The 24,349-nt window shown below is 64.1% G+C and carries 23 protein-coding genes and 1 tRNA gene; 11 read left to right on the forward strand and 13 right to left on the reverse strand.

The window, feature by feature from the left end:
- Positions 1-25: 25 nt before the first annotated feature.
- Positions 26-622: a hypothetical protein gene (locus tag EN853_RS14100; protein ID WP_127860368.1), complete on the reverse strand. Its 597-nt coding sequence runs from the start codon at positions 620-622 to the stop codon at positions 26-28.
- 336 nt (positions 623-958) lie between these two features.
- Between EN853_RS14100 and EN853_RS14105 the strand changes: the two genes are divergently transcribed.
- The 3 genes from EN853_RS14105 to EN853_RS14115 all read left to right on the forward strand — a co-directional run bounded on the left by EN853_RS14105 (position 959) and on the right by EN853_RS14115 (position 2,491).
- On the forward strand, positions 959-1,189 hold the full coding sequence (locus tag EN853_RS14105) for a helix-turn-helix transcriptional regulator (protein WP_245516975.1): 231 nt from the start codon (positions 959-961) through the stop codon (positions 1,187-1,189).
- 174 nt (positions 1,190-1,363) lie between these two features.
- The gene (locus EN853_RS14110) at positions 1,364-1,822 is read left to right on the forward strand and encodes a YbaK/EbsC family protein (protein ID WP_127860370.1); all 459 of its coding nucleotides are present in this window, start codon (positions 1,364-1,366) and stop codon (positions 1,820-1,822) included.
- Between the two features lie 465 nt (positions 1,823-2,287).
- Positions 2,288-2,491: a hypothetical protein gene (locus EN853_RS14115; RefSeq protein ID WP_127860371.1), complete on the forward strand. Its 204-nt coding sequence runs from the start codon at positions 2,288-2,290 to the stop codon at positions 2,489-2,491.
- 148 nt (positions 2,492-2,639) lie between these two features.
- On the opposite strand, the gene EN853_RS14120 is transcribed toward EN853_RS14115, so the two are convergent.
- The 4 genes from EN853_RS14120 to EN853_RS14135 form a co-directional block, all read right to left on the reverse strand.
- Positions 2,640-2,716: transfer RNA gene (locus EN853_RS14120), tRNA-Pro, on the reverse strand.
- 53 nt (positions 2,717-2,769) lie between these two features.
- Positions 2,770-4,020, reverse strand: coding sequence for an O-antigen ligase family protein (locus EN853_RS14125; RefSeq protein WP_127860405.1), 1,251 nt, complete (start codon positions 4,018-4,020; stop codon positions 2,770-2,772).
- Between the two features lie 89 nt (positions 4,021-4,109).
- Positions 4,110-5,645 (reverse strand): undecaprenyl-phosphate glucose phosphotransferase, encoded by a 1,536-nt coding sequence (locus EN853_RS14130; RefSeq protein WP_127860372.1) that lies wholly within the window; start codon positions 5,643-5,645, stop codon positions 4,110-4,112.
- A gap of 43 nt (positions 5,646-5,688) precedes the next feature.
- Entirely contained in the window at positions 5,689-6,042 is a 354-nt protein-coding gene (locus EN853_RS14135) for a DUF1127 domain-containing protein (protein ID WP_127860373.1), read from the reverse strand.
- Between the two features lie 111 nt (positions 6,043-6,153).
- Here EN853_RS14135 and EN853_RS14140 point away from each other — a divergent pair, with 111 nt between their 5' ends.
- Positions 6,154-8,616, forward strand: a complete 2,463-nt coding sequence (locus EN853_RS14140; RefSeq protein WP_167524471.1) for a winged helix-turn-helix domain-containing protein — start codon at positions 6,154-6,156, stop codon at positions 8,614-8,616.
- Positions 8,617-8,637: 21 nt separating this feature from the next.
- On the opposite strand, the gene EN853_RS14145 is transcribed toward EN853_RS14140, so the two are convergent.
- A complete protein-coding gene (locus tag EN853_RS14145; RefSeq protein ID WP_127860375.1) occupies positions 8,638-9,768 on the reverse strand; it encodes a glycosyltransferase in 1,131 nt (376 codons plus the stop codon).
- A gap of 8 nt (positions 9,769-9,776) precedes the next feature.
- The gene (locus EN853_RS14150) at positions 9,777-10,340 is read right to left on the reverse strand and encodes a polysaccharide biosynthesis/export family protein (protein ID WP_127860376.1); all 564 of its coding nucleotides are present in this window, start codon (positions 10,338-10,340) and stop codon (positions 9,777-9,779) included.
- Between the two features lie 265 nt (positions 10,341-10,605).
- Between EN853_RS14150 and EN853_RS14155 the strand changes: the two genes are divergently transcribed.
- Together EN853_RS14155 and EN853_RS14160 are read left to right on the forward strand one after the other, a co-directional pair.
- Positions 10,606-12,792, forward strand: coding sequence for an exopolysaccharide transport family protein (locus EN853_RS14155; protein WP_127860377.1), 2,187 nt, complete (start codon positions 10,606-10,608; stop codon positions 12,790-12,792).
- Between the two features lie 279 nt (positions 12,793-13,071).
- Positions 13,072-13,506, forward strand: a complete 435-nt coding sequence (locus EN853_RS14160; RefSeq protein WP_127860378.1) for a peptidylprolyl isomerase — start codon at positions 13,072-13,074, stop codon at positions 13,504-13,506.
- A gap of 96 nt (positions 13,507-13,602) precedes the next feature.
- On the opposite strand, the gene EN853_RS14165 is transcribed toward EN853_RS14160, so the two are convergent.
- Positions 13,603-13,839, reverse strand: a complete 237-nt coding sequence (locus EN853_RS14165) for a hypothetical protein (protein ID WP_127860379.1) — start codon at positions 13,837-13,839, stop codon at positions 13,603-13,605.
- Between the two features lie 148 nt (positions 13,840-13,987).
- A complete protein-coding gene (locus EN853_RS14170) occupies positions 13,988-15,220 on the reverse strand; it encodes a GNAT family N-acetyltransferase (protein WP_127860380.1) in 1,233 nt (410 codons plus the stop codon).
- A gap of 89 nt (positions 15,221-15,309) precedes the next feature.
- On the opposite strand from EN853_RS14170, the gene EN853_RS14175 reads away from it, so the two are divergent.
- The gene (locus EN853_RS14175; protein ID WP_127860381.1) at positions 15,310-16,368 is read left to right on the forward strand and encodes a polysaccharide deacetylase family protein; all 1,059 of its coding nucleotides are present in this window, start codon (positions 15,310-15,312) and stop codon (positions 16,366-16,368) included.
- A gap of 9 nt (positions 16,369-16,377) precedes the next feature.
- Here the strand turns inward: EN853_RS14175 and EN853_RS14180 are convergent, their stop codons facing one another.
- Positions 16,378-16,593 (reverse strand): DUF2842 domain-containing protein, encoded by a 216-nt coding sequence (locus EN853_RS14180; protein WP_127860382.1) that lies wholly within the window; start codon positions 16,591-16,593, stop codon positions 16,378-16,380.
- A 153-nt stretch (positions 16,594-16,746) separates the two neighbouring features.
- On the opposite strand from EN853_RS14180, the gene EN853_RS14185 reads away from it, so the two are divergent.
- The gene (locus EN853_RS14185) at positions 16,747-17,838 is read left to right on the forward strand and encodes a COX15/CtaA family protein (RefSeq protein ID WP_127860383.1); all 1,092 of its coding nucleotides are present in this window, start codon (positions 16,747-16,749) and stop codon (positions 17,836-17,838) included.
- 123 nt (positions 17,839-17,961) lie between these two features.
- Here EN853_RS14185 and argC read toward each other — a convergent pair whose 3' ends face one another.
- On the reverse strand, positions 17,962-18,894 hold the full coding sequence (gene argC, locus EN853_RS14195; RefSeq protein ID WP_127860384.1) for an N-acetyl-gamma-glutamyl-phosphate reductase: 933 nt from the start codon (positions 18,892-18,894) through the stop codon (positions 17,962-17,964).
- Positions 18,895-18,922: 28 nt separating this feature from the next.
- Positions 18,923-19,924: an agmatinase gene (gene speB / locus EN853_RS14200; protein WP_127860385.1), complete on the reverse strand. Its 1,002-nt coding sequence runs from the start codon at positions 19,922-19,924 to the stop codon at positions 18,923-18,925.
- A gap of 125 nt (positions 19,925-20,049) precedes the next feature.
- On the opposite strand from speB, the gene EN853_RS14205 reads away from it, so the two are divergent.
- Together EN853_RS14205 and EN853_RS14210 are read left to right on the forward strand one after the other, a co-directional pair.
- The gene (locus tag EN853_RS14205) at positions 20,050-21,264 is read left to right on the forward strand and encodes an acyltransferase (protein ID WP_127860386.1); all 1,215 of its coding nucleotides are present in this window, start codon (positions 20,050-20,052) and stop codon (positions 21,262-21,264) included.
- A gap of 84 nt (positions 21,265-21,348) precedes the next feature.
- Positions 21,349-22,407 carry a glycerophosphodiester phosphodiesterase family protein gene (locus EN853_RS14210; protein WP_127860387.1) on the forward strand — a complete coding sequence of 353 codons (1,059 nt, stop codon included), beginning with the start codon at positions 21,349-21,351 and terminating at the stop codon, positions 22,405-22,407.
- Between the two features lie 51 nt (positions 22,408-22,458).
- Here EN853_RS14210 and EN853_RS14215 read toward each other — a convergent pair whose 3' ends face one another.
- Positions 22,459-23,328, reverse strand: a complete 870-nt coding sequence (locus EN853_RS14215; protein ID WP_127860388.1) for an aldo/keto reductase family oxidoreductase — start codon at positions 23,326-23,328, stop codon at positions 22,459-22,461.
- A gap of 95 nt (positions 23,329-23,423) precedes the next feature.
- Between EN853_RS14215 and EN853_RS14220 the strand changes: the two genes are divergently transcribed.
- The gene (locus EN853_RS14220) at positions 23,424-24,332 is read left to right on the forward strand and encodes a LysR family transcriptional regulator (protein ID WP_127860389.1); all 909 of its coding nucleotides are present in this window, start codon (positions 23,424-23,426) and stop codon (positions 24,330-24,332) included.
- Positions 24,333-24,349 lie beyond the last annotated feature (17 nt).

The following is a 24,349-nucleotide window of genomic DNA, read 5'->3' on the forward strand; positions in this document are numbered from 1 at the left end:
TTGGTCGGTGCGCCGGCTTCTCGCCTCACATCGGCGGGGCGACGCCATGATTGCCGACCACCACGCGGCGCGAAACGAGCTTGCCGTCGCTGCCGCGCTCGGCGCTGACGAACACCGCCATGCCCGGCTTGAGATCCGCCGGCGTGGCGGTCGCGAAGGTCACGATCGGTGTCGATTGCGGAATGGCGATCTCCTTCTTCAGGCCATTGCTGTAGGTGAGCGTCACCGTCTGGCCGTTGATCCCTGTCACGTCGGCCACGGTGCCGTTGGTCATCCGGCTGTTGGGCTGCAGATCCCAGTCACGGTCGCCTTCTCCCGTTCCCCTCAACGCCGCCGGGAAGATCACGACTTCCAGCGCGCCGCTGCCGCCATCAACCTTGGAGACCGACGCGATGCCGAGGAAATCACCCTGCTTGATATCGGTGGCCGACGCCTTGGCGCCGGAGATCATCCAGCCGGGGGTAAGGGTGACTGTATCGGTCTTGCCGTCGTGGGCTTTCACCGTCAACGCCGTTCCGGCGAGGTCGACCACCGTTCCGCGCACACGCACGGTGTCCGCCTGTGCGGCGCCCGCAAGGCTTGAAACCGTGCCGAGCACAATCGCGAATAATTTCAGTTTCATGCTATCCGATCCTTTCAAAGCGGCTGGCGCCACCCGCCGTCGGCCAGCGACGGAAAGCTAACGAACCGGAGCGGGCAAAATGCCGGCGGACCCCGGCCTGCAGCGCTTCAAAAGAACTTGATTGAGCGCAGGGCTATCCTACATTCTGCAAGCCAGCGGCCCCCAACCGGGAGCGCCGGTTCACGATGGCGTGACGGTCGCAACGGCCCCTCTTGGCAAATCACCTGTTAACGGCCATTCTCCCGGCCGTCTCAGGCAACGCCACATTTCATCTGTCTTGTTTCATCCCAAGGAGTTGCCATGCCCAACACCGCACGAAACGCTGTTTCCAACGACATGATTGCCGCGTCCGGCCTCAATCCGCTCAAGGCCGCGCGCGAAACGAGGGGATATACGATCGAAGAGCTCTCATTGACTTGCGGCCTGGCCGTGGGCGAGATCGTCGAGATCGAGGACGGCAAGGACGCCGACCCCGCCAAGTTGAGGCGTATCGCTTCCGCGCTGCAGATGCCGGAAGAGGAATTGATCACGGTGCCGGCCGAAGAGAACCGGCCCACGCAGCAATAGAGACGCCGAAGCGTCCGCATGAAAAAGCCTGCCACGGTAGCGCCATGGCGGGCTTTTTTGCGGCTTCGACGCATGGTTCCCGGCTCTTGCCAACAGCCCAGGCGCCATGTGCCAATCCCGACCGGCACCGCGATTCGGGCGGCGTCGGCCAACACGCCTGACGAGGGTCCGCTCATGAGCCTGGAATCGGTCCGCGCCTTCTTCGCCGAAAATGCGCCCGACATCGAGGTTCTGGTCACCGACGCGAGCTCGGCCACCGTGGCGCTGGCGGCGGAGGCGCATGGCGTGACGCCGGCGCAGATCGCCAAGACCATCTGCATGCGAGTCGGCGAAAGGACCATGCTGGTCGTGACCAGCGGCACCGCCAGGCTCGACAATCGCAAGTGCAAGGACACGCTCGGCGGCAAGCCGCGCATGCTTGACGGCGAACAGGTGCTCGCGGCGACCAGCCATCCGCCGGGCGGCGTCTGCCCCTTCGGCCTGCCGGCGCCGCTGCCGGTCTATTGCGATGAGTCGCTACGAGCCTTCGACGAGGTCGTCCCCGCCGCTGGCGCCACCAACGCCGCCGTGCGCATCGCGCCGCAGCGCATGGCCGATCTGGTTGGCGCTGAATGGGTCGATGTTTGCCAGTAGGAGATCGTCTCTTGCCTTCCTATGTGCACGGCGAGCGCTGCACGGGTAGGGGAGAGATCCAGCGTCTGCTTTGGCGAGGGGTTTGGCGACTGCCGACGCGCAGGTGATCACTTGGCAAGCGCTGCACCAAGAATGTTTCGTTGCAGGGCGGCGCTATAGGCCCCCTCGTTCGCAAATCTATCCCACATAGCGAAGCAGCTAGAGAGCGCGGCCAGAGCTAGAATCGTGCGCATTGAAACCTCCGCCACAAACGCCTGAAAATCGCGCAATGCTACGGTCGGCTCAGAATGCAAACTATTGCCAATAAAGTAGGTGAACGCGATTGGACCCGTCCTTGCGCCTACGGCAAATAGATGAGCCCGCGTCAACCAATCGATGATGAGGCCCATCCTGGCCCGGTGTTACTTAAAGGGGCGGTAACCCGGTTTTGCAGCCCAAGAAGCCAGTCGGCTTTAGGGGTTGGATATGAGCAAGATGACTCTCGTCGCTATCGCTATCCTCGCAATCAGCATCGGCAATGCCGAAGCCAGGGACCGTAAGGTCCGGCCGGTTTGCACGGCGTCAAGCCCGCTCTTCGATGTCTTGGGCGGCAGCTGTTTTCTCGTCAAAGGTTCGATGATCTATGGCCACATCGCGGATCTTTCGCAGATAGTCCAACTGGGCTGGTAGCCAGAGCGGAGCGCTCGACTGAGGAAGGCGAGCTCGATGCCGCAATTCCCGGAGGTTCCGGTTTTCCGGGCTCTTGTTACCCAGAACAGGTCAATCTTCAGCGATTTTGGGGACGTCGGACTTTGGGGGTAAGTCCTTGATCTTAGAATGGTCGGAGTGGCCGGATTCGAACCGACGACCCCTTGACCCCCAGTCAAGTGCGCTACCGGGCTGCGCTACACTCCGGACCGGTGGCGATGTATCGTGATAACCACGTGCGGGTCAACCGAATTCGGCGGCTATTTCGCCGATGAAATTGCAGGGGCCGCAACGGAGGAGCGTGCCAGCCGCAATTGCTTCTGATGCCGGTATTCAAGCGCGATCGCGCCCCAGATCAGGCCGAGCAGCAGATAGAGATGGCGCCAGTGGTCGATGTCGATGAAGGTGCCGAGCCCGATATTGCCGAGATAGGCGACATAGGCGCAAAGCAGATAGGGCTGCCATGGCCGGTCGCGCAGAAGGATGCGGAAGCCGGCCGCGATCGTCCAGAGCGTCAGCGTCAGAAACGAGACGAAGCCCAGCCAGCCATAGTCCATCAGCGTCTTCAGCCAGATGTCGTGCGTGTCCTCGCCATAGATCGTGCCGAAGACCAGCGGGCCGATGCCCAACGGGTGCTCCAGCGCCAGCTGGAAGCCGATCGCGTAGCGGGCGAAGCGGCCAAGGCGCGCGGTGTCGTAGCTCTGCTCGAGTTGGGCGCGCTGGGTGAACATGTCCGACACGCCCGGCAGTTGCAGGATGACGAGGACGGCGATCACCAGCAGCGCGACCGCGGCGATCGTCATCACCACGACCCGCAGCCGGAACATGCCGCTGGCGCTTTGCAGGAACAGGCAAGCGGTGAGCAGCACCGCCGACACCGCGAACATGCCCCAGGCGCCGCGCGAGAAGGAAAAGAAGATGCCGGCGGTGATGATCAGCAGCGGCACCGCCAGCAGAGGCATGCGCGACACAGGGCCGGTGAGCAGCAGGTAGAGCAGATAGGTGCCGGGCAGCACCAGGAACGGACCGAACACGTTCGGATCCTGGAAGGCGCCGGCCGCGCGGTCGTATTTGGTGAACATCTCCGCGCCCGGGAAGGCATGGAAATAGCCGGCAATGCCGAGCAGCGACGTCGCCACCGCCGAGACCACATAGGCGATGAAGATCAGCCGGTAGAGGTCGGGCTGGGTCGATGTCGCCGAGGCGAAGAAGACCGCGCTGAAGGTGAGGAACAGCGACACCGCAAGATAGAGCGGCGTGTTGGCGAGCTCCGCCATCTGCGTCATCGCGATCATGCCGCCGATATTCATCGCCACCAGGAGCACGAGCAGCGGCAATATCGCCCGCGATATCTTCAGGCCGAACAGCGCCCAGACGGCGATCAGCCCGGCCATGTAGAGCTCGTAAGGCGCGGGCTCGCTGATGACGAAGCCGGAAAGCAGGATGCCGACGCCGATCGCGGCCGACGCGATCAGCGCGATCAGCTTGGCATTGACCGCCTGGGGCGGCAACTGGTTGACCGCCTGAGGCGGCAAATTGTTGATCGCCCGAGGCGACAACTGGTTGACCGCCGACGCCCGCAGTTCATGCGTGACGGCGCTCAATAGGCGTTTTCCGTATTGAGCAGGCGGACCGGCGTCAGGAACAGGATGCGCAGGTCGAACAGCATCGACCAGTTCTCGATGTAGTAGAGATCGTACTCGGTGCGCATGCGGATCTTTTCATTGGTGTCCATCTCGCCGCGCCAGCCATTGATCTGCGCCCAGCCGGTGACGCCGGGCTTCACCTTGTGGCGGGCGAAATAGCCGTCGACCACCTCGTTGTAGAGCAAATTGTGCGATTGGGCGGCGATGGCATGCGGGCGCGGCCCGACCAGCGACAGCGAGCCGAACAGCGAGTTGAAGAACTGCGGCAGTTCGTCGATCGAGGTCTTGCGGATGAAGCGGCCGACACGGGTGACGCGCGGGTCGTTCTTGGTCACCGTCTGCTTGGCGGTCGGGTCCGACCGGTCGGCATACATCGAGCGGAACTTGTAGACCTCGATGATCTCGTTGTTGAAGCCGTGTCGCTTCTGCTTGAACAGCACCGGCCCCTTGCTGTCGAGCTTGATGGCGATCGCGGTGGCGACCATCACCGGCGAGAAAATGATGATGCCGACGAGCGAGAAGATGATGTCGAAGCTGCGCTTGGCGACCGAGTCCCAGTCGTTGATCGGCTTGTCGAAGATGTCGAGCATCGGCACCGAGCCGATGTAGGAATAGGCGCGCGGACGGAACTGCAGCGCGTTGGAATGCGCCGAGAGACGAATGTCGACCGGCAGCACCCAGAGCTTCTTCAGAAGCTGCAGCACGCGCGATTCGGCGGTTAGTGGCAGCGACACGATCAGCATGTCGATGCGGGCGATGCGGGCGAATTCGATCAACTCGGAAATGGTGCCGAGCTTCGGGTAGCCGGCGACGATGGGCGGCGAGCGTTTGTCGCCGCGGTCGTCGAAAATGCCGCAGATGCGGATGTCGTTGTAGGGCTGCTTCTCGACCGAGCGGATCAGCATTTCGGCCGACTTGCCGCCGCCGACGATAACGGCGCGGCGCTCCATGCGCCCGTCGCGCGCCCAGCGCCTGATCAGCCTGGATATCACGAGCCTGAGGCCGAAGATCAGCACGAAACCGACCACGAACCAGGTGCCGAACAGGAGGCGCGAATAGTCCTCCGATGCCTTCATGGCGAAGGCAGTGAGGGCCATCAGCGCGAAGGGGCCGGCCCATACCAGCAGCACGCGGCCGAAGTTTGCGACAGGGCGCATCAGCGCAGCGATCTGGTAGCTGTCGGTGACGTCGAGCAGCACCACCGCCATGAACGAAGCCGCCGCGATCGCCAGCGGATATTGCCAGGCGAGATAGTTGAAGAAGCCGACGAGGCAGAAATAGAGGCCGAGCCCCGACAGGAACAGCACCGCGAATTCGACCATGCGCAGCACGCCGCTGACCATGATCGGCGACATCGTATCGCGCCGGTACTGGGAAGCGACCTGGCGCGCGACGTCATTGATGCCGCTGGGCGCCTGACCTTCGGCCGGGCCGTCGAATTTGCGCACCGCATCGATGGAAAAGCGATGCGCGGGATCGATCTCGTTCATGGGATTGTCCGCGAGCTACGCGCAAACGGATACCAAAAGAGAGCTAAGAAAGCCTTGAAACAACCGGTGGTTTTGGAGCTGTATCATTGTCGGCGACGACCGACGCCAAGTTGGTGCGCCGCGAATTAGGCCCGCTCCGCCCCGGTCGCCATGGCGCAACTGCCGCGATGTCGGCGACATTGGGCTCGGCTTCATCCGGGCAGTGAGGTCGGGAGTTGATCGAGCCATCCGCGCTACGGCAAAGGCCGATGTCCTCCAGTTCGGTGGCGTTCAGCCGCTCAAGGATGCGGCGATCTCGATATCTTGCCGCTGCGTTCGCGAGCGCGCTTCTGGCGACCCGTAAGGCCGCGGCGACAAGGCGCGGCACGAACTGAAGGGAGGTTTGGAGGCTTTGCATCGTTTTTCTCCATTGTGAATGGCGGGACGATGCGGCTGCGCGGATGAAAAGTCCTTGATGCGATCCTGAAATCTTCTGTAGCGTTTCCCTATGGTCAATTCAGGATTGGCGATGGCGCTGTCCTTCGGCGATTTCGTGCTGGACGAGCGGGAGCGTTCGCTGAGCGGCCCGCGGGGAGCGATTGGACTTAGCGCGCGCAGCATCGACATGCTGTTCGTGTTCCTGGAGCGCCCGAACGTGCTGGTCGAAAAGCGCGAATTGTTCGACCTTCTCTGGCCGGGCGTGATCGTGGAAGAAAACACCCTCCACGTGCACATGTCGGCACTCAGAAAAGCGCTGGGCCCGAACTTCGTTGCGACTGTTCATGGCCGCGGCTACCGCTATGTCGGCCCGCCCCCCACGCGCATCCAGGAGCGTGGGGCGCCAACTGCTCGCTCCGGCGGAAATCTGTCTCTGTACCGAATGGAATGCATTGCGCGGGATGCCGAGACCAGGAGGCTCGTGGAGTTCGTCAACCAGTACCCATTGGTTACGATCCTTGGCCCCGGCGGCGTGGGCAAGACGACGCTGGCCCTGAAAGCCGCCGAGGAACTTGCCGGCGGTTTTCAAGATGGCGTCTGGGTGGTGGACCTGGTATCCGTGCCCGATGGCAGCTTCGTCGAGAGCGCGATCATGCAGGTGCTCGGCATTCCCGTCAGAACCGAAACCACGCCGCTGCTCGCTCTCCTCGATATGCTGCGGCCACTTTCCGGGCTGCTCGTTCTGGACAATTGCGAGCACGTTGCGCATGCGGTTGCCAACATCGTCCGCTCCTTGCTGTCCGACGCCACGAGGCTGAGGATCGTCACGACCTCGCAAGTCCCTCTCGGCCTGAGCGGAGAGCACATTTTCAAGCTCGCGCCGTTCGCCGTCGAGACAACGTCCGAAAGCGGTCGTTCGGCTGCCGAAATGTTCCTCATCCACTGCTACGAAGCGCAGGGCGAGACCCTTGCCGCGGACGAATTGCCTCTGGTCCGGCAGCTCTGCGTTCGCCTCGATGGAGTCGCTCTTGCCCTCAAGATGGCGGCGGCAAGATCGGCGACTCTGGGCCTCGCCGAGGTCGACCGCCAACTGGCTGAGCGCATGGGAGAGCTTTCGACCGATTGGGGCGACACGCCGGGACGGCATCGCTCGTTGGCGGCATCGCTCGAGTGGAGCTATGGGTTGCTCGCCGAGGACGAGCGGAGAGCCCTGCGAACGCTTGGCGTGTTCCAGGGCAGCTTTACGTTGGATGGTGTGCGCGCTGTGGTCGGCGAGCACGCCGATGATCATTTGTCCGAGCTGGTCAGACGATCGCTGATCACGCGCGACCGCGAAGATCGGACCCGCTACAGGTTGCTGGAGACGACCAGGCACTTCGCCTTGCAGGAATTGGCCAGGCAGAACGAAGAGCAGGATGCGCGCTCGCGCCTGGCCGACCATGTCCGGAGCCGCTTCGAGGAAAGCCTCGCTCGATGGGAGCTGATCCCGGACACAGCCTGGGTTGCAGCCTATCGGCCGGACACGGACAATCTGCGCTCGGCCCTCGAATGGGCGAGATCGAGCGCCGACTGGGTCTTGTTCGTCGGTTTGGCTGCTGCCAGCTACCGCTATTGGATAGAGGCTCAACTCGCCGGGGAGGGTCTTCGATTTGCCGAAGCCGCAATTGCCTTCTCCGATGAAGTCGCCCCTTCGCTTCGCGGCCGCCTTCTCCTTGCGCTGGGAGAATTGGCGCGGATCAATTCCCAGGACCTGCGCGCGATCGCGGCGCTGACCCAGGCGGTGAAGCAATTCGACGCCGACGCCAATGATGAACTGCTGGCGCATGCCCTCGTTCTTCTTGGGACCACACTCAACTTCGCCGGCCGCCGTTCGGAGGCAGCCCCGGTCTTCGCGCGGCTCGAGGCCCTGTCGGGCACGCTTGCCCCGTCAAAGCTGAAGGCCTGGGCTCTTGTTTCGATTGGCTTGTGGCTGTTGACGGGTGGAGAAGACGTCGCCGGAATGGCCAAATGCCAGGCGGGACTGGCAATGCACCGGTCGTGCGGGAACGAGCGTGGCTTGTTCCGGTCGACGATGTATCTGGCTGAAATGATTCACAGGAGGCAGGATCATCAAGGCGCGCTGGCGCTCGCCGAAGGCATCTTGCCAAGCCTTCGGGAACACGGCAGCTCGCTTGAACTCGGCGCTCAGCTCAGCAATCTTGCATGCTACTCCATGGCGCTCGGCAAAAGCGAGGCGGCGAGGGACGCAATCAACGAAGCGTGGAAATATCTGCCGCGCGATCGCGGCTCATGGCACTGGTGCCTCATCCAGAACGCCACTGAACTCGCGGCACGAGACGGAAGATCGAGCGATGCCGCGCTCATGCTTGGCTTCGTCGATCATTGCTTTGACGACTGGCCCGACGGCCGGCAGCCTAGCGAGGCGGCCCAGCGGGAACGGATCGACGCGATTTTGTCGGCGCAGATCGAACCCGAATCCTATGCTGAGCTGTGGCAGAGGGGGCGGTCGTTGAGCTTGTTCGAGGCGGATGTTCTTGCGGGTTTTGAGCGATGACTTGCGGCTTCCGAGCGGAACCTACCCGCGCAGCGCCGCGAAATACGCCTTTTCGATCTCGGCTGCCATCACGTCGGCGCCGAATCGCGCCTTGAGCTCGCCGGTCTGCGGCATCAGCTTCCGGTAGGCGCCGTGATCGTTGAGCGCCGTTCCGAGCCTGTCGGCGAGCTGGCCGGCATCCGGCCGGATCAGGGCAGGGGAGCCTTCGCCGAAGATCTCGGGAATGCCGCCCACCGCGGTGGCAATCATCGGCATGCCGGCAGCCAGCGCCTCCAGCACGACGTAGGGCATCGCTTCCGCGCGGGACGGGACGACGATCAGTGCGGCCAGCGCGAAGGCTTGTCTCGCCGGCATCGGCGGCAGGAAACGGACATGGCCCTTCAATCCGAGTCGCTCCACTTGCGCGTGGTAGCGCGGCAGGTCGTCGCCGTTGCCGACCATCACCGCGCTCAACGGGCGGCCAAGCTCGCTGCCGGCCCGCGCCAGTGCATCGATGAATATGTCCGGACCTTTCAGGTCGCGCATCATGCCGATGTATAAGAGATCGGCGGCATCCGCCGCCGTCGCTATCGGTTCGAACTCCACGGCCCGCAGGCCGTTATAGACCAGCCTGTTGGGGACTGGCGGCTCACCGACCTTGCGGCGATAGGTTCGCCGTTCGTAGTCGGAAACGAATAGCAGGCAGTCGGTGAAGCGTGCCATGAAGCGCTCAAGCGCGAAGAACAGCTTTCCGGTGGCCGTCGTTTCGTCATAGTGGAGGGAGCCGCCATGCGGCGAATAAAGGCGGGCCACGCGAGACCTTGAAACCCGCAACAGTGAGCCGAACAGACGGGCATAGGCGCCACCCTTGGCGCCGTGCCCGTGCAGCACGTCCGGCCGCAATTCCTTGATGATTCCATATGTGCGCCAGGCCGCAGCGATATCGCCCGGCCCGATGTGACGCTGCATCGGCGTGCGATGGATGCCGAGCGCCAGGCTAGCCGTCATCGCCTCGAACAGCCGCTCTTCGTAGTCTCCGCCCGTGGTCGAATCGCAGACGATGCCCACGGAATGGCCGGCGGCGACCTGCGCCTCGGTCAGATCGCGCACATGCCGGAAGATTCCCCCGACAGGTGAGCGGAAGCAGTGGACGATGCGCAGATTTGCCGCCACGTTGATTTTCAGAACAGCCGTTCGCGGACGTAGACAGTGTCGCCCGGCAGGAGCGGGTCGGATGTCTGCACCCTGCCGGTCATCACCTTGCCGTTGATATCGCGGGTGATGTCGACGCTTTCCTGGTTGGCGCGCGGCGAGAAGCCTCCGGCGATCGCGATCGCCTTCTGCACGGTCAGTCCCGGCACATAGGAATACTGGCCCGCGGCGCCGACCTCGCCCATGACGAAGATCGGCCGGTAGCGGTCGATCTCGACCGAGACATCGGGATCGCGCAGATATCCCTGGCGCAACTTGTCGGCGATTTCCTTCTCGAGCTGCTGGGCGGTGTGGCCGCGCGCCGGCACGGCGCCGACGAGCGGGAAGGAGATGTAGCCGGACTGGTCGACGCTGTAGGTGTTGGTCAGGCCGTCCTGTTCGAACACTGTGACACGGATGCGGTCGCCGGCGCCGAGTCTGTAGGGCTGGTCGAGCACTTCATGGAAGGCGGCGGGGGTCGGGCGGTAGCTGGAGCAGCCGGTAAGCAGCGACAGGACAAGCATGGCGCGCAAGAGATGGGCAGTGCTTTTCATGATCGGACACGAACCTTCGTCGCTCTCGCCGCCAGTTGCAGCGGCCAACCCCAGGAAGTGCGCCCGTTATCATCCTGTTAGGGTTAATGGCCGGTAAAGGACCGGATGCGGAGGAGGCGACGGCGGGCAAAAAACCCAATTGTTCTATTGCTTTCCTCGGGTGTTCTTTGAGTGTCCTCTAATAACTACGCATTCTGATCTTAACGGCTGAGTTACCATAGTTGTTTACGGTCCATCCTCGACTCAAAGTTCCGGAGCAGGATGCATGTCCGTTCAGTCCGCGGCCGCAGATGTCGATGTCGACCTGAGGCAGCTCTTCGCCAGCCTGGCGAGGAACTGGCTGCGCATCGTTTTCGTCACGCTCGTGGTCACAGGGCTGGCCTTTGCCTTCGCCTGGCTGGCCACGCCGCAATACAAGGCGGTGGCCAAGCTGGAGATCGGGCCGCGCGAATCGGTCTTCACCCGGCCGGCCGGCACAAGCAATGACGACAAGCCGGCAACCGACGGGGAGGCGGTGGCCACCGAGGTCCAGATCATATCGTCCCCCGATATCCTGAAGAAGGTTGCCGCGGACCTCAACCTGGAGAAGCTGCCCGAATTCGACGAAGCGCTGAAGATGTCGGCGCTCTCTCGCGCCCTCGTGCTGGTCGGCCTCAAGAGCGATCCTTTCGACATTCCGCCGGAAGAGCGCGTGCTCAACGCAATGCACGATAAGCTCAACGTCTACGGTGTTGAAAAATCTCGCGTTATTGCGGTCGAGTTCTCTTCGAGGGACCCAAAGCTTGCTGCGCAGGTCGCCGACGCCATCGCTCAGGCCTATCTCGCCTCCAAGGGTAACGCAAAGAAGGAATCGAACACCGCCGCTACGGGCTTTCTCGGTCCGGAAATCACCGATCTGCAGAACCGGGTGAAGGAGGCCGAGGCCAAGGTCGCCGCCTACCGGGCGCAATCCGACCTGTTGATGGGCGGCAACAATTCGGTGCTCGCGACCCAGCAGCTCTCGGAACTGTCGACCGAGCTTTCGCGGGTGCGCGCCAATCGCGCCGCCGCCGAGGCGACCGCCGACAGCGTGCGCAAGGCGCTGCAGAGCGGCGGCACGCTCGACAGCGTGCCGGAGGTTCTGTCTTCCGAATTGATCCAGCGCCTGCTCGAGCGGCAGGTGGAGCTGAGGGCCAATATCGCCGACTTGTCGACGACCCTGCTGGATAACCATCCGCGCATCCGCGCGCTGAAGTCGCAACTTGCCGATCTCGACGGCCAGATCCGCAACGAGGGGCAGAAAATACTGAAGGGATTGGCGACCCAGGCGCAGACGGCCAAGGCTCGCGAGGACCAGCTCGTCGCGGAGGTCAACACGTTGAAGGCCGCTTCAGCCCGCGCCGGCGAGCAGCAGGTGGAACTCGACGCGCTGCAGCGCGACGCCAATGCGCAGCGCCAGCAGCTCGAGTCCTATATGGCGAGCTACCGCGAGGCGACCTCGCGCGCCGACCGCAACTACTTGCCAGTGGACGCCCGTCTGCTTTCGAAAGTGCAGGTGCCGACGGAACCTTATTTCCCGAAGATCGGTCCGATAACAGGTGCGGCTGCCGCGGCGTCGCTGCTGTTGATGGCGATCGGCACGCTGTTGAAGGAATTGTTCTCCGGCCGTGCCATGCGGCCGGCTGCCGGCGCCAGATTCGAGCCGATCGAGCAGGTGGCGATGCCCGTGGCGCGCACCGAGCTGACAGTCGCCGAGCGCGGGGACGACGACAGCGACGATTCGGTCGCCCAAGACCGGATCGGGCAGGGCGCCGCCTTCGAGGCGCCGGCTGCCGGATTGGCAGAGGCGGAAGCGCATGAGCCGCGACGGTCCAGGCTGGGCGAGATCGATGTCGAGAAGGCGGCGGAGAAGCTGATTGCTTCTGGAGCCGCGCGCGCCATCTTCGTCTCGCCGGAAGGCGACGAGGCGGCCGCTACCGCCGTGCTGGTGGCGCGCGAAGTTTCGGATGCGGGCTTGCGCGTGCTGCTGCTCGACCTCACCGCCTCGGGCGCCGCCTCGCGGCCGATGCTGGACAGCGGGCTGTTCCCCGGCATCACCAATCTCCTGGCATCCGAAGCCCAGTTCAGCGACGTCATTCACGCCGATCTCTATTCGGACGCGCATGTCATTCCCGTCGGCACCGCCGATCCGGTCCGCGCCATGCGCGCCGCAGACCGGCTGCCGATCATCATGCAGTCGCTGACCACGGCCTATGACCTGGTCGTGGTCGAATGCGGCCCTGCCGACGCGCAAGGCATCAGCCGCCTCGTCGGCGATGGCACGGAAGTCTTCTTGTCGATGCTCGAGGCCGATGATCAGGTGACGCAGGCGGCGGTGAAGCTGATCGAGAACGGCTATCCGGACGTCACGCTTGTGACCCCGGTCGGCCAAGAGCCGGGAAATCCGCTGCCAGGACGCCGTTCGGCGGCGTAGGACCGAGCGCCAGTCGGGCTGGACTGCACTGCCGTAGCGCTTGCCAGGAGGGCACCGGCGAAGAGACCGAAGTCGACGACGAATCGAGCGCGGTTCGGTCGGCGCCGGCTATGACGACTCCAGGCTGGAAGACCGAGCCATGGCAGCTCCAGCACTTTACATCGGAAGCGGGGTCCCTAGTTTTAGCGTTTCGCGCCGCGCGCTTTCGTGCGTGGATGATCGAGAGCGGGGCCGTGAACCTTAGGCCGGTCCCTCAAAACTCCCAAAAGGATGGCTGCTATGACACAGGCCAAGAATGGCGACACTGTACGCATCAACTATACTGGACGTTTGGCCGACGGCACCCAATTCGACTCTTCCGGCAGTGAACCGCTGCAATTTACACTGGGTGAAGGACAGGTAATTCCCGGTCTTGAAACCCATGTCGAGGGTATGGAGGTCGGCGCAAAAAGCACCGTCACCGTTCCCGCCGACGCCGCCTATGGCCCCCATCGCCCCGAAGCTGTCGTAACCATCGACCGCGCCAGCGTGCCGGAAAACATCAACGTTGATATTGGCACTCAATTGCAGGCCCGCACCCGTGAAGGGCGCGCCATGCAGGTAACGGTCGTCGGCGTAGACGATGCCAGCGTCAAGCTCGACGGCAATCATCCGTTGGCCGGAAAGGACCTGGTGTTCGACGTTGAATTGGTCGAGATCGTCCAGGCGGCTTAGTCAGAACTTGAATGACTGCTCAGGATTGCGGTTAAGGGCTGCCTGGAACGCGTTCCGGATGGCCCTCCAAAGCAGGGGGCAAAGAGCTTGCCGACGTCAGGGCGCGCGATCGGTCAGGGCGTTGGCACCTTCCTGCCCGGCGCAATGCGCGCAGCAATAGATGATGTCGCCCTGCTCGACGCCATGCCCCATGATCCGTACGCCGCAATGAGGGCACGTCGGCGCAAGCTTCTGGATTGCACATTCGAAGCTGTCAAACGTGTAGATTTGCTCGCCCAGACTTACTTGGAATGCCTTGTCGTAGTCATTGCCGCACTGGTCGCACTTAGCCATGGCCGGTTCCTCCTTCTGGGTGCGAAAACCTCGCGGCTAGCGATAGGTTCCGCCCAAGGCCCGTCAAAGGTCTCGACCTCTACCTACTTGCCCCTATCAACCCGGAGCTCGACAGCGATCGTGCGACATGCCGACAGTCTTCCCAGAGCTAACTGTCCTCCTCGACGGCGGCAGGTGCAGCCGCTTGTCCTGCAGCCTTGCGGCGCAGCATCTTGGTCAGCTTCCAGACCGTCGGATTGTTCTTGATGAACGCCTTTGCCCGCGCGCCTTGCCTGAGCGCCGTCGCCAGGGCCCGGCCCTTCAGCGTCAGCGGTGCCAGCACCTCGAAATGCCGGACCTCGATGTCGCACCAGAGCCGCTTGTAGGGCTCGTCGCCGACCGAGAAATCGTAGACGTCGAAGCCTTGCTCGCAGGCCTCCTGGATGTTGTCGAAGAACAGGAAGTCGCCGGGGCTGGTGGAGGCGAGATCGTCCTCGCCGATGGCGCCGAACTCGCAGATCAGGCGCTTGCCCGAGCGGCTGGAGCCGGTGAGGGCGCGAAGTTTCCCGGCCACCTCCAGCCCATGCAGTACGAAGGAAGGTTTCTGCTCGGCAAGCGCATCGGCAAACAGCGCCCGAAAGAAGGCGCGGACTTCCTTGTCGCCGAACACATCGGCGATGCCCATCTTGGCGAAGCGCACCTCCTTCATGTCGAGGAAGGCATCGAGCAGCCTGTCGACCTCTTCGCGCGTGCGTGCCTCGATGCGGCGGAAGCTGCCGACGGCCTCGAACTTGCGCGTCTGCGAGCGATGCTTCTTGCGCTTGCGCTTGCCGCTCGCGCGGGACAGCAGCGCATCGAACCCGCCGTCGAGACCGACCGCCAGCGCAAGGTTCGGGCTCGGGAAATTGGGCAGCGCGGCGAGCGGGTTGGCAACGCCGTCGAGATCGGGCAGCAACCGCTCCAGCGATACGAGGTCGATATCCGGCCGCGCCCTGGCGATGGCCGAGAGCAGCGAGCGGATCGCCGGGCCGTCGATGGCGGGCAGCAACCGCGGATCGGCGGCAGGGAAATTGCCGTTGGCATGACGTCCGCCGGCGAAACGAGCGACGCGGAAAGGACCGCTTCGCACGACCTCCAGTGCCAGCGAAAGCGCTGGTCGACCTTCGAGGTTCAGCGTGGCGACCACAGTGTCGGCCTTGGTCTCGGCCGTCCAGTTGCGCACCCAGGACGCGCTCTGCGCCGGGGCAAACAGCGCCGAGGCGCAGAATTCCGCATAGCCGGCGAGGCCGGCGCCGTCGCTCACCGCTGTCGTCAACCGACCCTGGCTCGAGGCGGGCGCACGCGCAGGCGCTTCGTTGGCCGCGACCCGATTGCCGTCAAATGACGCGGCGGCGTCAACCATCCCTCAATCCTTAAGACGTATTGGTTGCAACCTGGGGTTCGCATAGGCGCAGTCGTGCTTGGATGAGCCTAGGCGCAAAAGGTGAAGGAATGATCGACGGGGGCGAGGCGATCCGGAAACTGGCCTTGAACGTTGCCCGCTACACCGGCCTCGCTCCGCTGGCGAAGCCGTTTGTCGGCGGCATCGGCGCCATCCTGATGCTGCATCGCGTGACCGCGACCCCGGAGAGGCCGAACAGCGTCAATCGCCATCTGAACATCGCCCCTGCCTTTCTCGACAAGCTGATCGCCGACATGAAGGGAAGGGGCTATGCCTTTGTTACGCTTGATGAAGCGATCGAGCGCATCAAGATTGGCGGCAAGGGTGGTCAGTTCGCCACGATCACCGCCGACGATGCCTATCGCGACAACATGACGGAAGCGCTTCCAGTGCTGGAAAAGCACGGCGCGCCTATCACCATCTATGTCGCGCCTGGCTTGACCGACGGCGCGGCCGACCTCTGGTGGGACGTGGTCGAGGATCTCGTCGACACGAGCTCGCGGCTTACGCTGAAGACGGCGAACGGGTCGACGGTCGTCGATTCTTCGACCCCCGGCAAGAAGATCCAGGCCGTTGCCCGGCTGAATGCCTGGCTGACCCTCGAAGTCCGCGAGGAAGAGCAGGGTGCGGCGCTACGCGAGCTGGCGCGCTCCAACGGGATCGATATCGGAACCGGCCGTCCCGGCATCCTGATGAGCTGGGACGAGATCCGCAGGATGGCCGCGCATCCGCTGGTCACGATCGGCGCGCATACCATCAATCACCGCAACCTCAAGCGGCTTGCCGAGGCGGACGCGCGGCATGAAATTGGCGACGTCCGGCGTATCCTCATGGAAAGGCTCGGGCAGGAGCCGCGCCATTTCGCCTACCCCTACGGCTATGCCAGCGCGGTCGGCTGCCGCGAGGTGGGTTTTGCCCGCGACGCAGGCTACGTCTCCGCCGTGACGACCCGGCACGGCGTGCTGAGAGCCGAGCATGGCGGTTACCTGCATGCGCTGCCGCGCATCTCCGTCAATGGTCGCTACCAGAGCGTCGCCCATATTCGCACGATGCTGTCGGGCGTGACGACGCCGCTCGCCAATGCCGGCAAGATGGTCGTCACGATCTGATAGGGTGCCTTAGCCTTTTTGAGGCGGTTCGATGATCAGCCATTTGATGATCCCCATCGCCGGCAGCACCCAGAGCAGGCCGCTGAACAGGAAGAACAGGAAATGCGCCGTCGCGCCATATTCGGCGAGCCTGGTGACTGCGACCGCCGAGGCGATCAGCGCGTAGATGATCACCAGCGCCACCAGCAGAATGGTTCCGATCAGCTTTTTCAGGCGAATGGGCATGTCGCGGTCCCGTTGACCAGTCCCGCTTAGGCCGATTGGGGAGCGCGCGCAACCGTCGTGGGCCAGCGCGACGGCGTGCCGCGCTGTCCGCCCTTGCCAGCGCGGCGGCCTTGGTCCACCAATCCCGCGAGTTCAACTGCCGGGAAGTGTCCCATGGCTGCCATCACCGCCACGGCTCCGTTTGCCGCCCGCGACCGCGATCTGCATAACCGCACGCTGGTGCGCGGTTGGCTGTATGTCGTGCTGGTCGTGCTGTCCGCGCTGGTGCTGGTCGGCGGCGCCACCAGGCTTACCGGTTCCGGCCTGTCGATCACCGAGTGGCGGCCGATCCACGGTGTCATCCCGCCGCTCAATGATGCCGAGTGGCAGGAAGAATTCCAGCGCTACCAGCAGATCCCGCAATATGCCGAGCTCAACAAGGGCATGAGCATCGAGGCGTTCAAGTCGATCTTCTGGTGGGAATGGGTGCACCGCATTCTTGCGCGCAGCGTCGGCGCGGTCTTTGCCTTGCCGCTCTTGTTCTTCTGGGCGACACGCCGCATCGAACGCGGCCTCGGGCCGAAACTGGCCGGTATCCTGCTGCTCGGCGGCCTTCAGGGCGCCATCGGCTGGTGGATGGTGGCCTCCGGCCTGGTCGAGCGTGTCTCGGTCAGCCAGTACCGGCTGGCCACGCATCTGACGCTCGCCGCGCTGATCTTCACCGCCACAATGGTGGTCGCGCGGGGCCTTGCGCCGCATTCGGAGCCGGCCGCCGACCGCTCGACGCAGCGGTTTGCCGGCGTGATCGTGCTTCTGGCGTTGATCCAGATCTATCTCGGCGGGCTTGTCGCCGGCCTCCATGCTGGCCTGAGCTACAACACTTGGCCGCTGATGGACGGGCAACTGGTCCCGGCCGATCTCCTGCTTCTAAAACCCGCCTGGCTGAACGTCTTCGAGAATCCGAAGACGGTGCAGTTCGTGCACCGGCTGGGCGCCTACACGCTCTTTTTGGCCGCGCTCTGGCACATGATCGCAACGTGGCGGCGCCAGCCAGGCACCACCCATGCCCGCCGCGCCACGCTTTTGTTCCTGCTGGTGCTGGTGCAAGCCTCGATCGGCATCGGCACGTTGCTGATGCAGGTGCCGCTGCATATGGCGCTCACCCATCAGGGCTTCGCGCTGATCGTGCTTGGCTTCGCCGTGGCGCATTGGCGCGGCACCAAGGGCGCCTATCCGCTGCCGACCGAGATCGCTGTCAGAAGCTGAAGCATACCTTCCGGATCGCCTCGACCACCGAAAGCTCGCGGCTCTCATCGGCGGCGTTGCGGTCCTCGCGGTGCCAAGGAAGCGGACAGGCAGCCATAGGCGACCGCGCGCGGCTGCTGTCGCTCAGTGCCTGATGCCGAGCATCAGGTCCAGGTTCTGCACGGCCGCTCCTGACGCGCCCTTGCCGAGATTGTCGTAGACTGCCAAGAGCAGCGCCTGCGCCCGCTCGTCATTGGCGAACACATAGACCCTCATGCGGTTGGTGCCGTTATAGGCTTCCGGGTCGATCTCCGGCATGCGCTCCATATGCGTATAAGGCGCGACCTCGACCACACCGCCATCGATCGACGCGTAATGGTCGGCGATCGCGGCATGAAGCTCGGCGCCGGTCGGCACGCGGTCGAGGCCGCCGAGCTGCAGCGGCACCACCGTGATCATGCCTTGCGCGAAATTGCCGACAGCCGGCTGCATGATCGGATCGTGCGACAGCTTCGCATAGGTCCTGAGTTCCGGCACATGCTTGTGCTGCAGCGTCAGGCCATAGGGCAGGAACTCCGGCGCGTCCTCGCCCTTGCCGACATAGTCTTCGATCATCGGCCGGCCGCCGCCCGAATAGCCGGAAATGCCGTTGACGGTGATCGGGAAATCGGCGGGCAAGAGGCCGGCGGAAATCAGCGGCCGCAGCGTCGCGATCGGGCCCTGCGGCCAGCAGCCGGGATTGGCGATGCGTTTTGCGCTGGCGATCTTCCTCGCCTGGTCCTTGTCCATTTCGGCAAAGCCGTATTCCCAGCCTTCGGCCACGCGGTGCGCGGTCGAGGCGTCGATGACCTTTGTCTTGTCGTTCTCGATCAGCGACACGCTTTCCTTGGCCGCAGCATCCGGCAGGCAGAGGATCGCGACGTCGGCGGCATTGAGGAATTCGGCCCTGGCCGCGGCTTCCTTGCGGCGGTCGGCGGGGATGGAGATGATCTCCAGGTCGCCGCGGTCGGCCAGCAGCGCCCGGATCTGCAGGCCCGTCGTGCCATGTTCGCCGTCAATGAAGATTTTCGGTTTCATCGGTACCAAATTCCCTGCGATTCCAATGTTATATGCCGTTGGCATGATGTATCACGGCATGAGTGCCGTTGTTCAGGTCCTCGAGCCGCGCCTTCCGCTCGGCCACCAGGCCAAGATAGTGCATGGCAATGATCGATCCGGCGATCGCCGTAATATCGGCATGATCATAGGCCGGCGCAACCTCGACGACGTCGGCGCCCACGATATCGACCTGGCCGAGCTGGCGCAGCGTCGAGAGCATCTTGGCCGAGGACGGGCCGCCGGCCACCGGCGTGCCGGTGCCGGGGGCGAAGGCCGGGTCGAGGCAGTCGATGTCGAAGGTGAGATAGGTCTTCCTGCCGCCGGTGCGCTCAACGATCGCGTAGGCGATGTCGGAGGCGCGCATCTCCTCGACCTCGTGGCCGTAGAGGATCTTGATGCCGAAGCTGTCCGGCGCATGCGTGCGGATGCCGATCTGGATCGACCGGTCGGGATCGATGATGCCTTCGCGAACGGCTCGCGCGACGAAGGAGCCATGGTCGATGCGCTTGCCGTCGTCCGGCCAGGTGTCCTGATGCGCGTCGAACTGCACCAGCGCCAGCGGCCCGTGGATCGCGGCATGCGCCTTGAGCAGCGGCCAGGTGACGAAATGGTCGCCGCCGAGCGTCAAGAGAAACGCGCCTGACTTCAGGATCTTGGCCGCCTCGCGCTCGATCGTGCCGGGCGTCTTCTGATGGTTGCCGCTGTCCAGCAGGCAATCGCCATAGTCGACCACCGCGAGCTGTTCGAACAGGTCTCGCGAGAACGGGTATTGCGGATCGTTGTCGAGGATCGCCGAGGCGCGGCGGATCGCCTGCGGCCCGAAACGCGCGCCCGGCCGGTTGGTGACGGCGGCGTCGAAGGGAATGCCCCACACCACGGCGTCCGCGCCCTTCACGTCCTTCGTGTATTTGCGCCGCATGAACGAAAGCGCGCCGGCATAGGTCGGCTCGAACGACGCGCCCGTCTTGGAACGGGCGGTGAAGGCGTGGTCGATCTCTTTGTTCGCCATTACGGGTCCTCGGTTGTCATCGGGGCAGCCACAACTACAGAACCGGCACGCAACATGCCAGTCACAGCTTGAGGAGACGGAATGGCGCTCGGCGAGTGCCACGGCAGCACAGGATTTGTATCATTATGACTGAAGCCGCCTTGCTCAACCTCGCGCCCCCGCCGGTGGCGACCCGCGTCGGCACGACGGCCGGCGACCGCTTCCTGGTGCTCGATTCCTGGCGCGGCATCTGTGCGCTCCTGGTGGCGCTGTTCCATTTTCCGACCACATCGATGATCTCGCAGAGCGCCTTTGTCGGCGGTTCCTATCTGTTCGTCGATTTCTTCTTTGTCCTCTCCGGCTTCGTCATCGCCAGCTCCTATGGCGGCCGGCTGAGCGAGCCGGATGGGCTTGCCCGTTTCGCGCTGGTGCGCTTCGGCCGCATCTACCCGCTGCATCTTCTGATGCTTGCCGCCTTCGTCGCCTTCGAGGCGGTGCGGCTTGTGCTGCCGGCCCTGCGCGGAACCGGTGCCGCGCCTTTCACCGGCGGCTTCGATCTCAAAAGCCTCATCGCCAATCTCCTGCTGCTGCAAGGCATGGGGGTAGAGGATCAATTGAGCTGGAACGCGCCGAGCTGGAGCATCTCCGCCGAATTCTTCACCTATCTGCTGTTTGCCGGCGTGGTGTTCGCGAGCGGCCGGCGTGCCTGGATATGGTTCGTCGCCGCGGCCGTTACCGCGCCGTTCTTCCTGCTTGCCTTTTCGACCCGTCATATGGACGTGTCCTTCGATTTCGGCTTCATCCGCTGCCTCTACGGCTTCTCGCTCGGCGCGCTGCTTGCCTGGTTTCAGCATGATTCCATTGCAGACGCGCGACAGGCTCTTGCCGGCGGGGCAGGGCGCGCGGTCTGGACATTGGCCGAGCTCGTCATGATCGCGGTGATCGGCGTCTTCGTCTCCGCCGCCGGAACGAACGGCGCCGGCATCGCGGCGCCGCTTGTCTTTGCGCTGGCGCTCTACCTCTTCGCCCACGAGGGCGGCCTGATCAGCGCGTTGCTGCGCAGTCGGCCGATGCTGCTGCTCGGCTCGCTCTCCTATTCGATCTACATGGTCCACATCTTCGTCCAGGCGCGCATGGTCAATGCCGGCGGCCTGATCGAGCGCAAGCTTGGGCTTGGCGTTGTCGGCGACATGACGCTGCGCGGCGATCAGGTGACCGGCTTCGGCGTCGCCTCGCCATGGATCGGCTTCGCGGCTTTGATGGCGATGCTGATCGCCGTCATCGTCGCCTCTTGGGTTTCCTGGCGCTTCGTCGAAATGCCGGCGCTGGCCTGGTTCCGCCGCCTTTCCAAACGGATTTGACAGAAACGCTAGCCGGCTTCGTTCACCGCCCTGTCATGGGCATCGCCTAACCGGGTTCCGACCCGGAACGGAGCGATTCCCCCGATGCGAACACTCTGGCTGAGCCTTCTTCTGTCCGCCACGCTAGCGGCCGCCTCTGGCCAAAGCTTAGCCGGCGAGACGCGCGCTGCCCAAATCCTCGACCGTTTCAAGCACGCCAACCAGTGGCGCGACCATGTGATGATCGCCGCGCACCGCGCCGGCAGCATGCAGGCCGGCAAGACGCTGTACGCAGAGAATTCGCTTGCCGCTGTCGAGGGTTCGATTGCGATCGGCGCGGAGATCGTCGAGGTCGATGTCAGGCGCGCCAAGGAGGGCCAGTTCGTCATCATGCATGACAGCTGGCTTGACCGCACCACCACCTGCAAGGGCGAAGTGGTGAAGTATACGCTGGCCGAGCTGAAGAAATGCCGGCTGGTGATCGAGGGCACCGGCGCCGTCACCGATGAGACCGTGTCCACGCTGCACGAGATGCTGGCAGCGACAAAGGACAGGATCCTGATTAACCTCGACAACAAGCTGGAGGTGACCGACCTGCCCGCCATGATCGCGGTCGCCCGCGATCTCGGCATGGCCGACCAGGTGATCGTGAAAGAGAACCTGTGGGACCGTCAGCGCATCGACGCCGCCAGGGCGGCACTTGCCCAGGCAGGCGGCGGCTTCCAGTTCATGCCGATCCTCGCCGACGACGCCGTGCATGACGCGGCCTTCGCGGAACAAGTCGACAAGGCGTTTGCGCCACGCGCCATCGAACTGATCAATTGGCGCAATGACGCCGAGACGCTGACCCCAAGCGGCGGTCCGCTGTTCAGCACCCGCATGCGAGCTTCTGCCGTGCGCGGCGATTGGCATCTCTGGGCCGACACCTATGCCATCGTCAACAAGCCGGGTGGCTTCCTGGCCGGCGGCCGCGGCGACCAGCTGGCGGTCGCCGCCAGCCTGCCGCGCGAAGCCTGGGGTTTCTGGGTCGACCGCGGCGCCACCATCATCCAGACCGACGAGCCGAGGGCGGCGATCGAGTGGCTGACGGCGAACGGTTTCAGGGTGCCTTACACCGACGAGGCGAGGCCAGCCGAGCCGGCGCATACGGCAAGCATCAATTGAGAGCGCGGCGTGGAGCTACGAATCTCCCCCACAAGGGGGAGATCAGCTTAATCAGGCCGCCTTCGCGACCCCATCCAGTTCCTGGAGCATCTCGGGCGGCAACTCGAGCTCCGCTGCCGCCAGGTTCTCCCGCAAATGCTCGACCGACGACGTGCCGGGGATCAGCAGGATGTTCGGCGAACGCTGTAACAGCCAGGCCAACGCCACCTGCATTGGCGTCGCGCCGAGCCGTTCCGCGACGCCCGACAGGGTCGAGGACTGCAGCGGGCTGAAGCCGCCGAGCGGGAAGAACGGCACATAGGCGATGCCGGCGCGCGCGAGTTCATTGATCAGCGCGTCATCGTCGCGGTGCGCCAGGTTGTACTGGTTCTGCACGCAGACGATGTCGCAGATCTTACGACCTTCCGCGATCTGCGCGCGTGTGACGTTGCTGAGGCCGATATGGCGCACCAGGCCCTTGCGTTGCAACTCGGCAAGCTTGGTGACCTGCGCCTCGATGGAGCCTTCCGCTGGACCGTGCACCCCGAACATGATGCGCAGATTGACGACATCCATCACCTCGAGGCCAAGATTACGAAGGTTGTCGTGAACGGCCTGCTCGAGCTCATCGGCTGTGAAGGCCGGCAGCCAGGAAGCGTCTTCGCCGCGGCGGGCGCCGATCTTGGTGACGATGGTGAGGTCGTCGGGGTAGGGCGCCAGCGCCTCGCGGATCAGCTTGTTGGTGACGTGCGGGCCGTAGTAGTCGCTGGTGTCGATGTGGTTCACGCCTTGCGCTACCGCTTCGCGCAGCACGGCGACTGCCGCGTCATGGTCCTTTGGCGGACCGAACACGCCCTTGCCGGCAAGCTGCATGGCGCCGTAGCCGAGGCGGCGGACCATGCGGTCGCCGAGTTTATAAGTACCGGATTTGTCGCTGGACATCGTGGTTCTCCTTCGCTGTCGGCGAGTGAGATAGGGCATGGCCGCTGTCCCGATAACCGGGTATAACCAGCACGACCTGTGCGGAACTAAGAACAATGGCGGCTGATCTCAACGATCTCCAGGGGTTTCTGGCGGTGGCGCGTGCCGGCGGCTTCCGCGAAGCGGCCCGCGTGACGGCGGGCAGCGCGTCCGTGCTCAGTGAAGCCATTCGCCGTTTGGAGACCCAACTTGGCGTGCGGCTCTTCAACCGCACCACACGCAGTGTTGCTTTGACCGAGGCGGGCGCCAGCCTGCTGGCCCGGCTTGCCCCGGCGCTGGGCGAGGTCGAAGCGGCGCTTGATGTCGTAAACGGCTTTCGCGACCGGCCCGCCGGCACCTTGCGCCTCAACGTCCCGATCAGTGCGTCTCGGCTGCTGTTACCCAGAATCGTGCCCGGATTTCTCGCCGCCTATCCCGCCATTCGCCTGGAAGTGATCGCGGAGGAGAACTTCGTCGACCTGCTGGTGGCAGGCTGCGATGCCGGCATCCGCTACGACGAGCGGCTGGAGCAGGACATGATCGCGGTGCCGATCGGGCCGCGCGCGCAGCGCTTCACCACCTCCGCCTCTCCGGCCTATCTTGATCGGCACGGCCGGCCGCAACACCCGCGTGACCTGCTTGGCCATGCGTGCGTGCGCGGTCGCTTTCCCAGCGGGGTCATGACGCCTTGGGAATTCGAGCGCGACGGCGAGGTGGTGCGGGTCGATACCACGGGGCCATTGGTCGTCAGCATCGGTGGTGGCGTCGATCTCGCTATCGATGCGGCGATCGCCGGGGTCGGCATTCTCTGGCTCTTCGAGGACTGGGTGCGCCCGCATTTCGAGAGCGGCGTGCTGGAACCTGTGCTGGAGCCGTGGTGGCAGGAATTCTCCGGGCCGTTTCTGTACTATCCCGGACGCCGGCTGGTGCCGGCGCCGCTGCGCGCCTTCATAGACTACATCAAGACGCCGGCCGGACATTGGTAGCGGAAAACAAAAAGGCC

The sequence above is a fragment of the Mesorhizobium sp. M1C.F.Ca.ET.210.01.1.1 genome, assembly GCF_004791585.1.
In the GTDB taxonomy this organism is placed as follows: domain Bacteria; phylum Pseudomonadota; class Alphaproteobacteria; order Rhizobiales; family Rhizobiaceae; genus Mesorhizobium.

Coding starts and splice junctions, on each gene's coding strand:
- EN853_RS14140 (WP_167524471.1), top strand. CDS start 6,154: ATGGCGCTGTCCTTCGGCGATTTCGTGCTGGACGAGCGGGAGCGTTCG.
- EN853_RS14130 (WP_127860372.1), bottom strand. CDS start 5,645: ATGAACGAGATCGATCCCGCGCATCGCTTTTCCATCGATGCGGTGCGC.
- EN853_RS14100 (WP_127860368.1), bottom strand. CDS start 622: ATGAAACTGAAATTATTCGCGATTGTGCTCGGCACGGTTTCAAGCCTT.
- EN853_RS14160 (WP_127860378.1), top strand. CDS start 13,072: ATGACACAGGCCAAGAATGGCGACACTGTACGCATCAACTATACTGGA.
- EN853_RS14210 (WP_127860387.1), top strand. CDS start 21,349: ATGCGAACACTCTGGCTGAGCCTTCTTCTGTCCGCCACGCTAGCGGCC.
- EN853_RS14175 (WP_127860381.1), top strand. CDS start 15,310: ATGATCGACGGGGGCGAGGCGATCCGGAAACTGGCCTTGAACGTTGCC.
- EN853_RS14220 (WP_127860389.1), top strand. CDS start 23,424: ATGGCGGCTGATCTCAACGATCTCCAGGGGTTTCTGGCGGTGGCGCGT.
- EN853_RS14165 (WP_127860379.1), bottom strand. CDS start 13,839: ATGGCTAAGTGCGACCAGTGCGGCAATGACTACGACAAGGCATTCCAA.
- EN853_RS14150 (WP_127860376.1), bottom strand. CDS start 10,340: ATGAAAAGCACTGCCCATCTCTTGCGCGCCATGCTTGTCCTGTCGCTG.
- speB (WP_127860385.1), bottom strand. CDS start 19,924: ATGGCGAACAAAGAGATCGACCACGCCTTCACCGCCCGTTCCAAGACG.
- EN853_RS14135 (WP_127860373.1), bottom strand. CDS start 6,042: ATGCAAAGCCTCCAAACCTCCCTTCAGTTCGTGCCGCGCCTTGTCGCC.
- argC (WP_127860384.1), bottom strand. CDS start 18,894: ATGAAACCGAAAATCTTCATTGACGGCGAACATGGCACGACGGGCCTG.
- EN853_RS14115 (WP_127860371.1), top strand. CDS start 2,288: ATGAGCAAGATGACTCTCGTCGCTATCGCTATCCTCGCAATCAGCATC.
- EN853_RS14110 (WP_127860370.1), top strand. CDS start 1,364: ATGAGCCTGGAATCGGTCCGCGCCTTCTTCGCCGAAAATGCGCCCGAC.
- EN853_RS14185 (WP_127860383.1), top strand. CDS start 16,747: ATGGCTGCCATCACCGCCACGGCTCCGTTTGCCGCCCGCGACCGCGAT.
- EN853_RS14180 (WP_127860382.1), bottom strand. CDS start 16,593: ATGCCCATTCGCCTGAAAAAGCTGATCGGAACCATTCTGCTGGTGGCG.
- EN853_RS14105 (WP_245516975.1), top strand. CDS start 959: ATGATTGCCGCGTCCGGCCTCAATCCGCTCAAGGCCGCGCGCGAAACG.
- EN853_RS14205 (WP_127860386.1), top strand. CDS start 20,050: ATGACTGAAGCCGCCTTGCTCAACCTCGCGCCCCCGCCGGTGGCGACC.
- EN853_RS14155 (WP_127860377.1), top strand. CDS start 10,606: ATGTCCGTTCAGTCCGCGGCCGCAGATGTCGATGTCGACCTGAGGCAG.
- EN853_RS14215 (WP_127860388.1), bottom strand. CDS start 23,328: ATGTCCAGCGACAAATCCGGTACTTATAAACTCGGCGACCGCATGGTC.
- EN853_RS14170 (WP_127860380.1), bottom strand. CDS start 15,220: ATGGTTGACGCCGCCGCGTCATTTGACGGCAATCGGGTCGCGGCCAAC.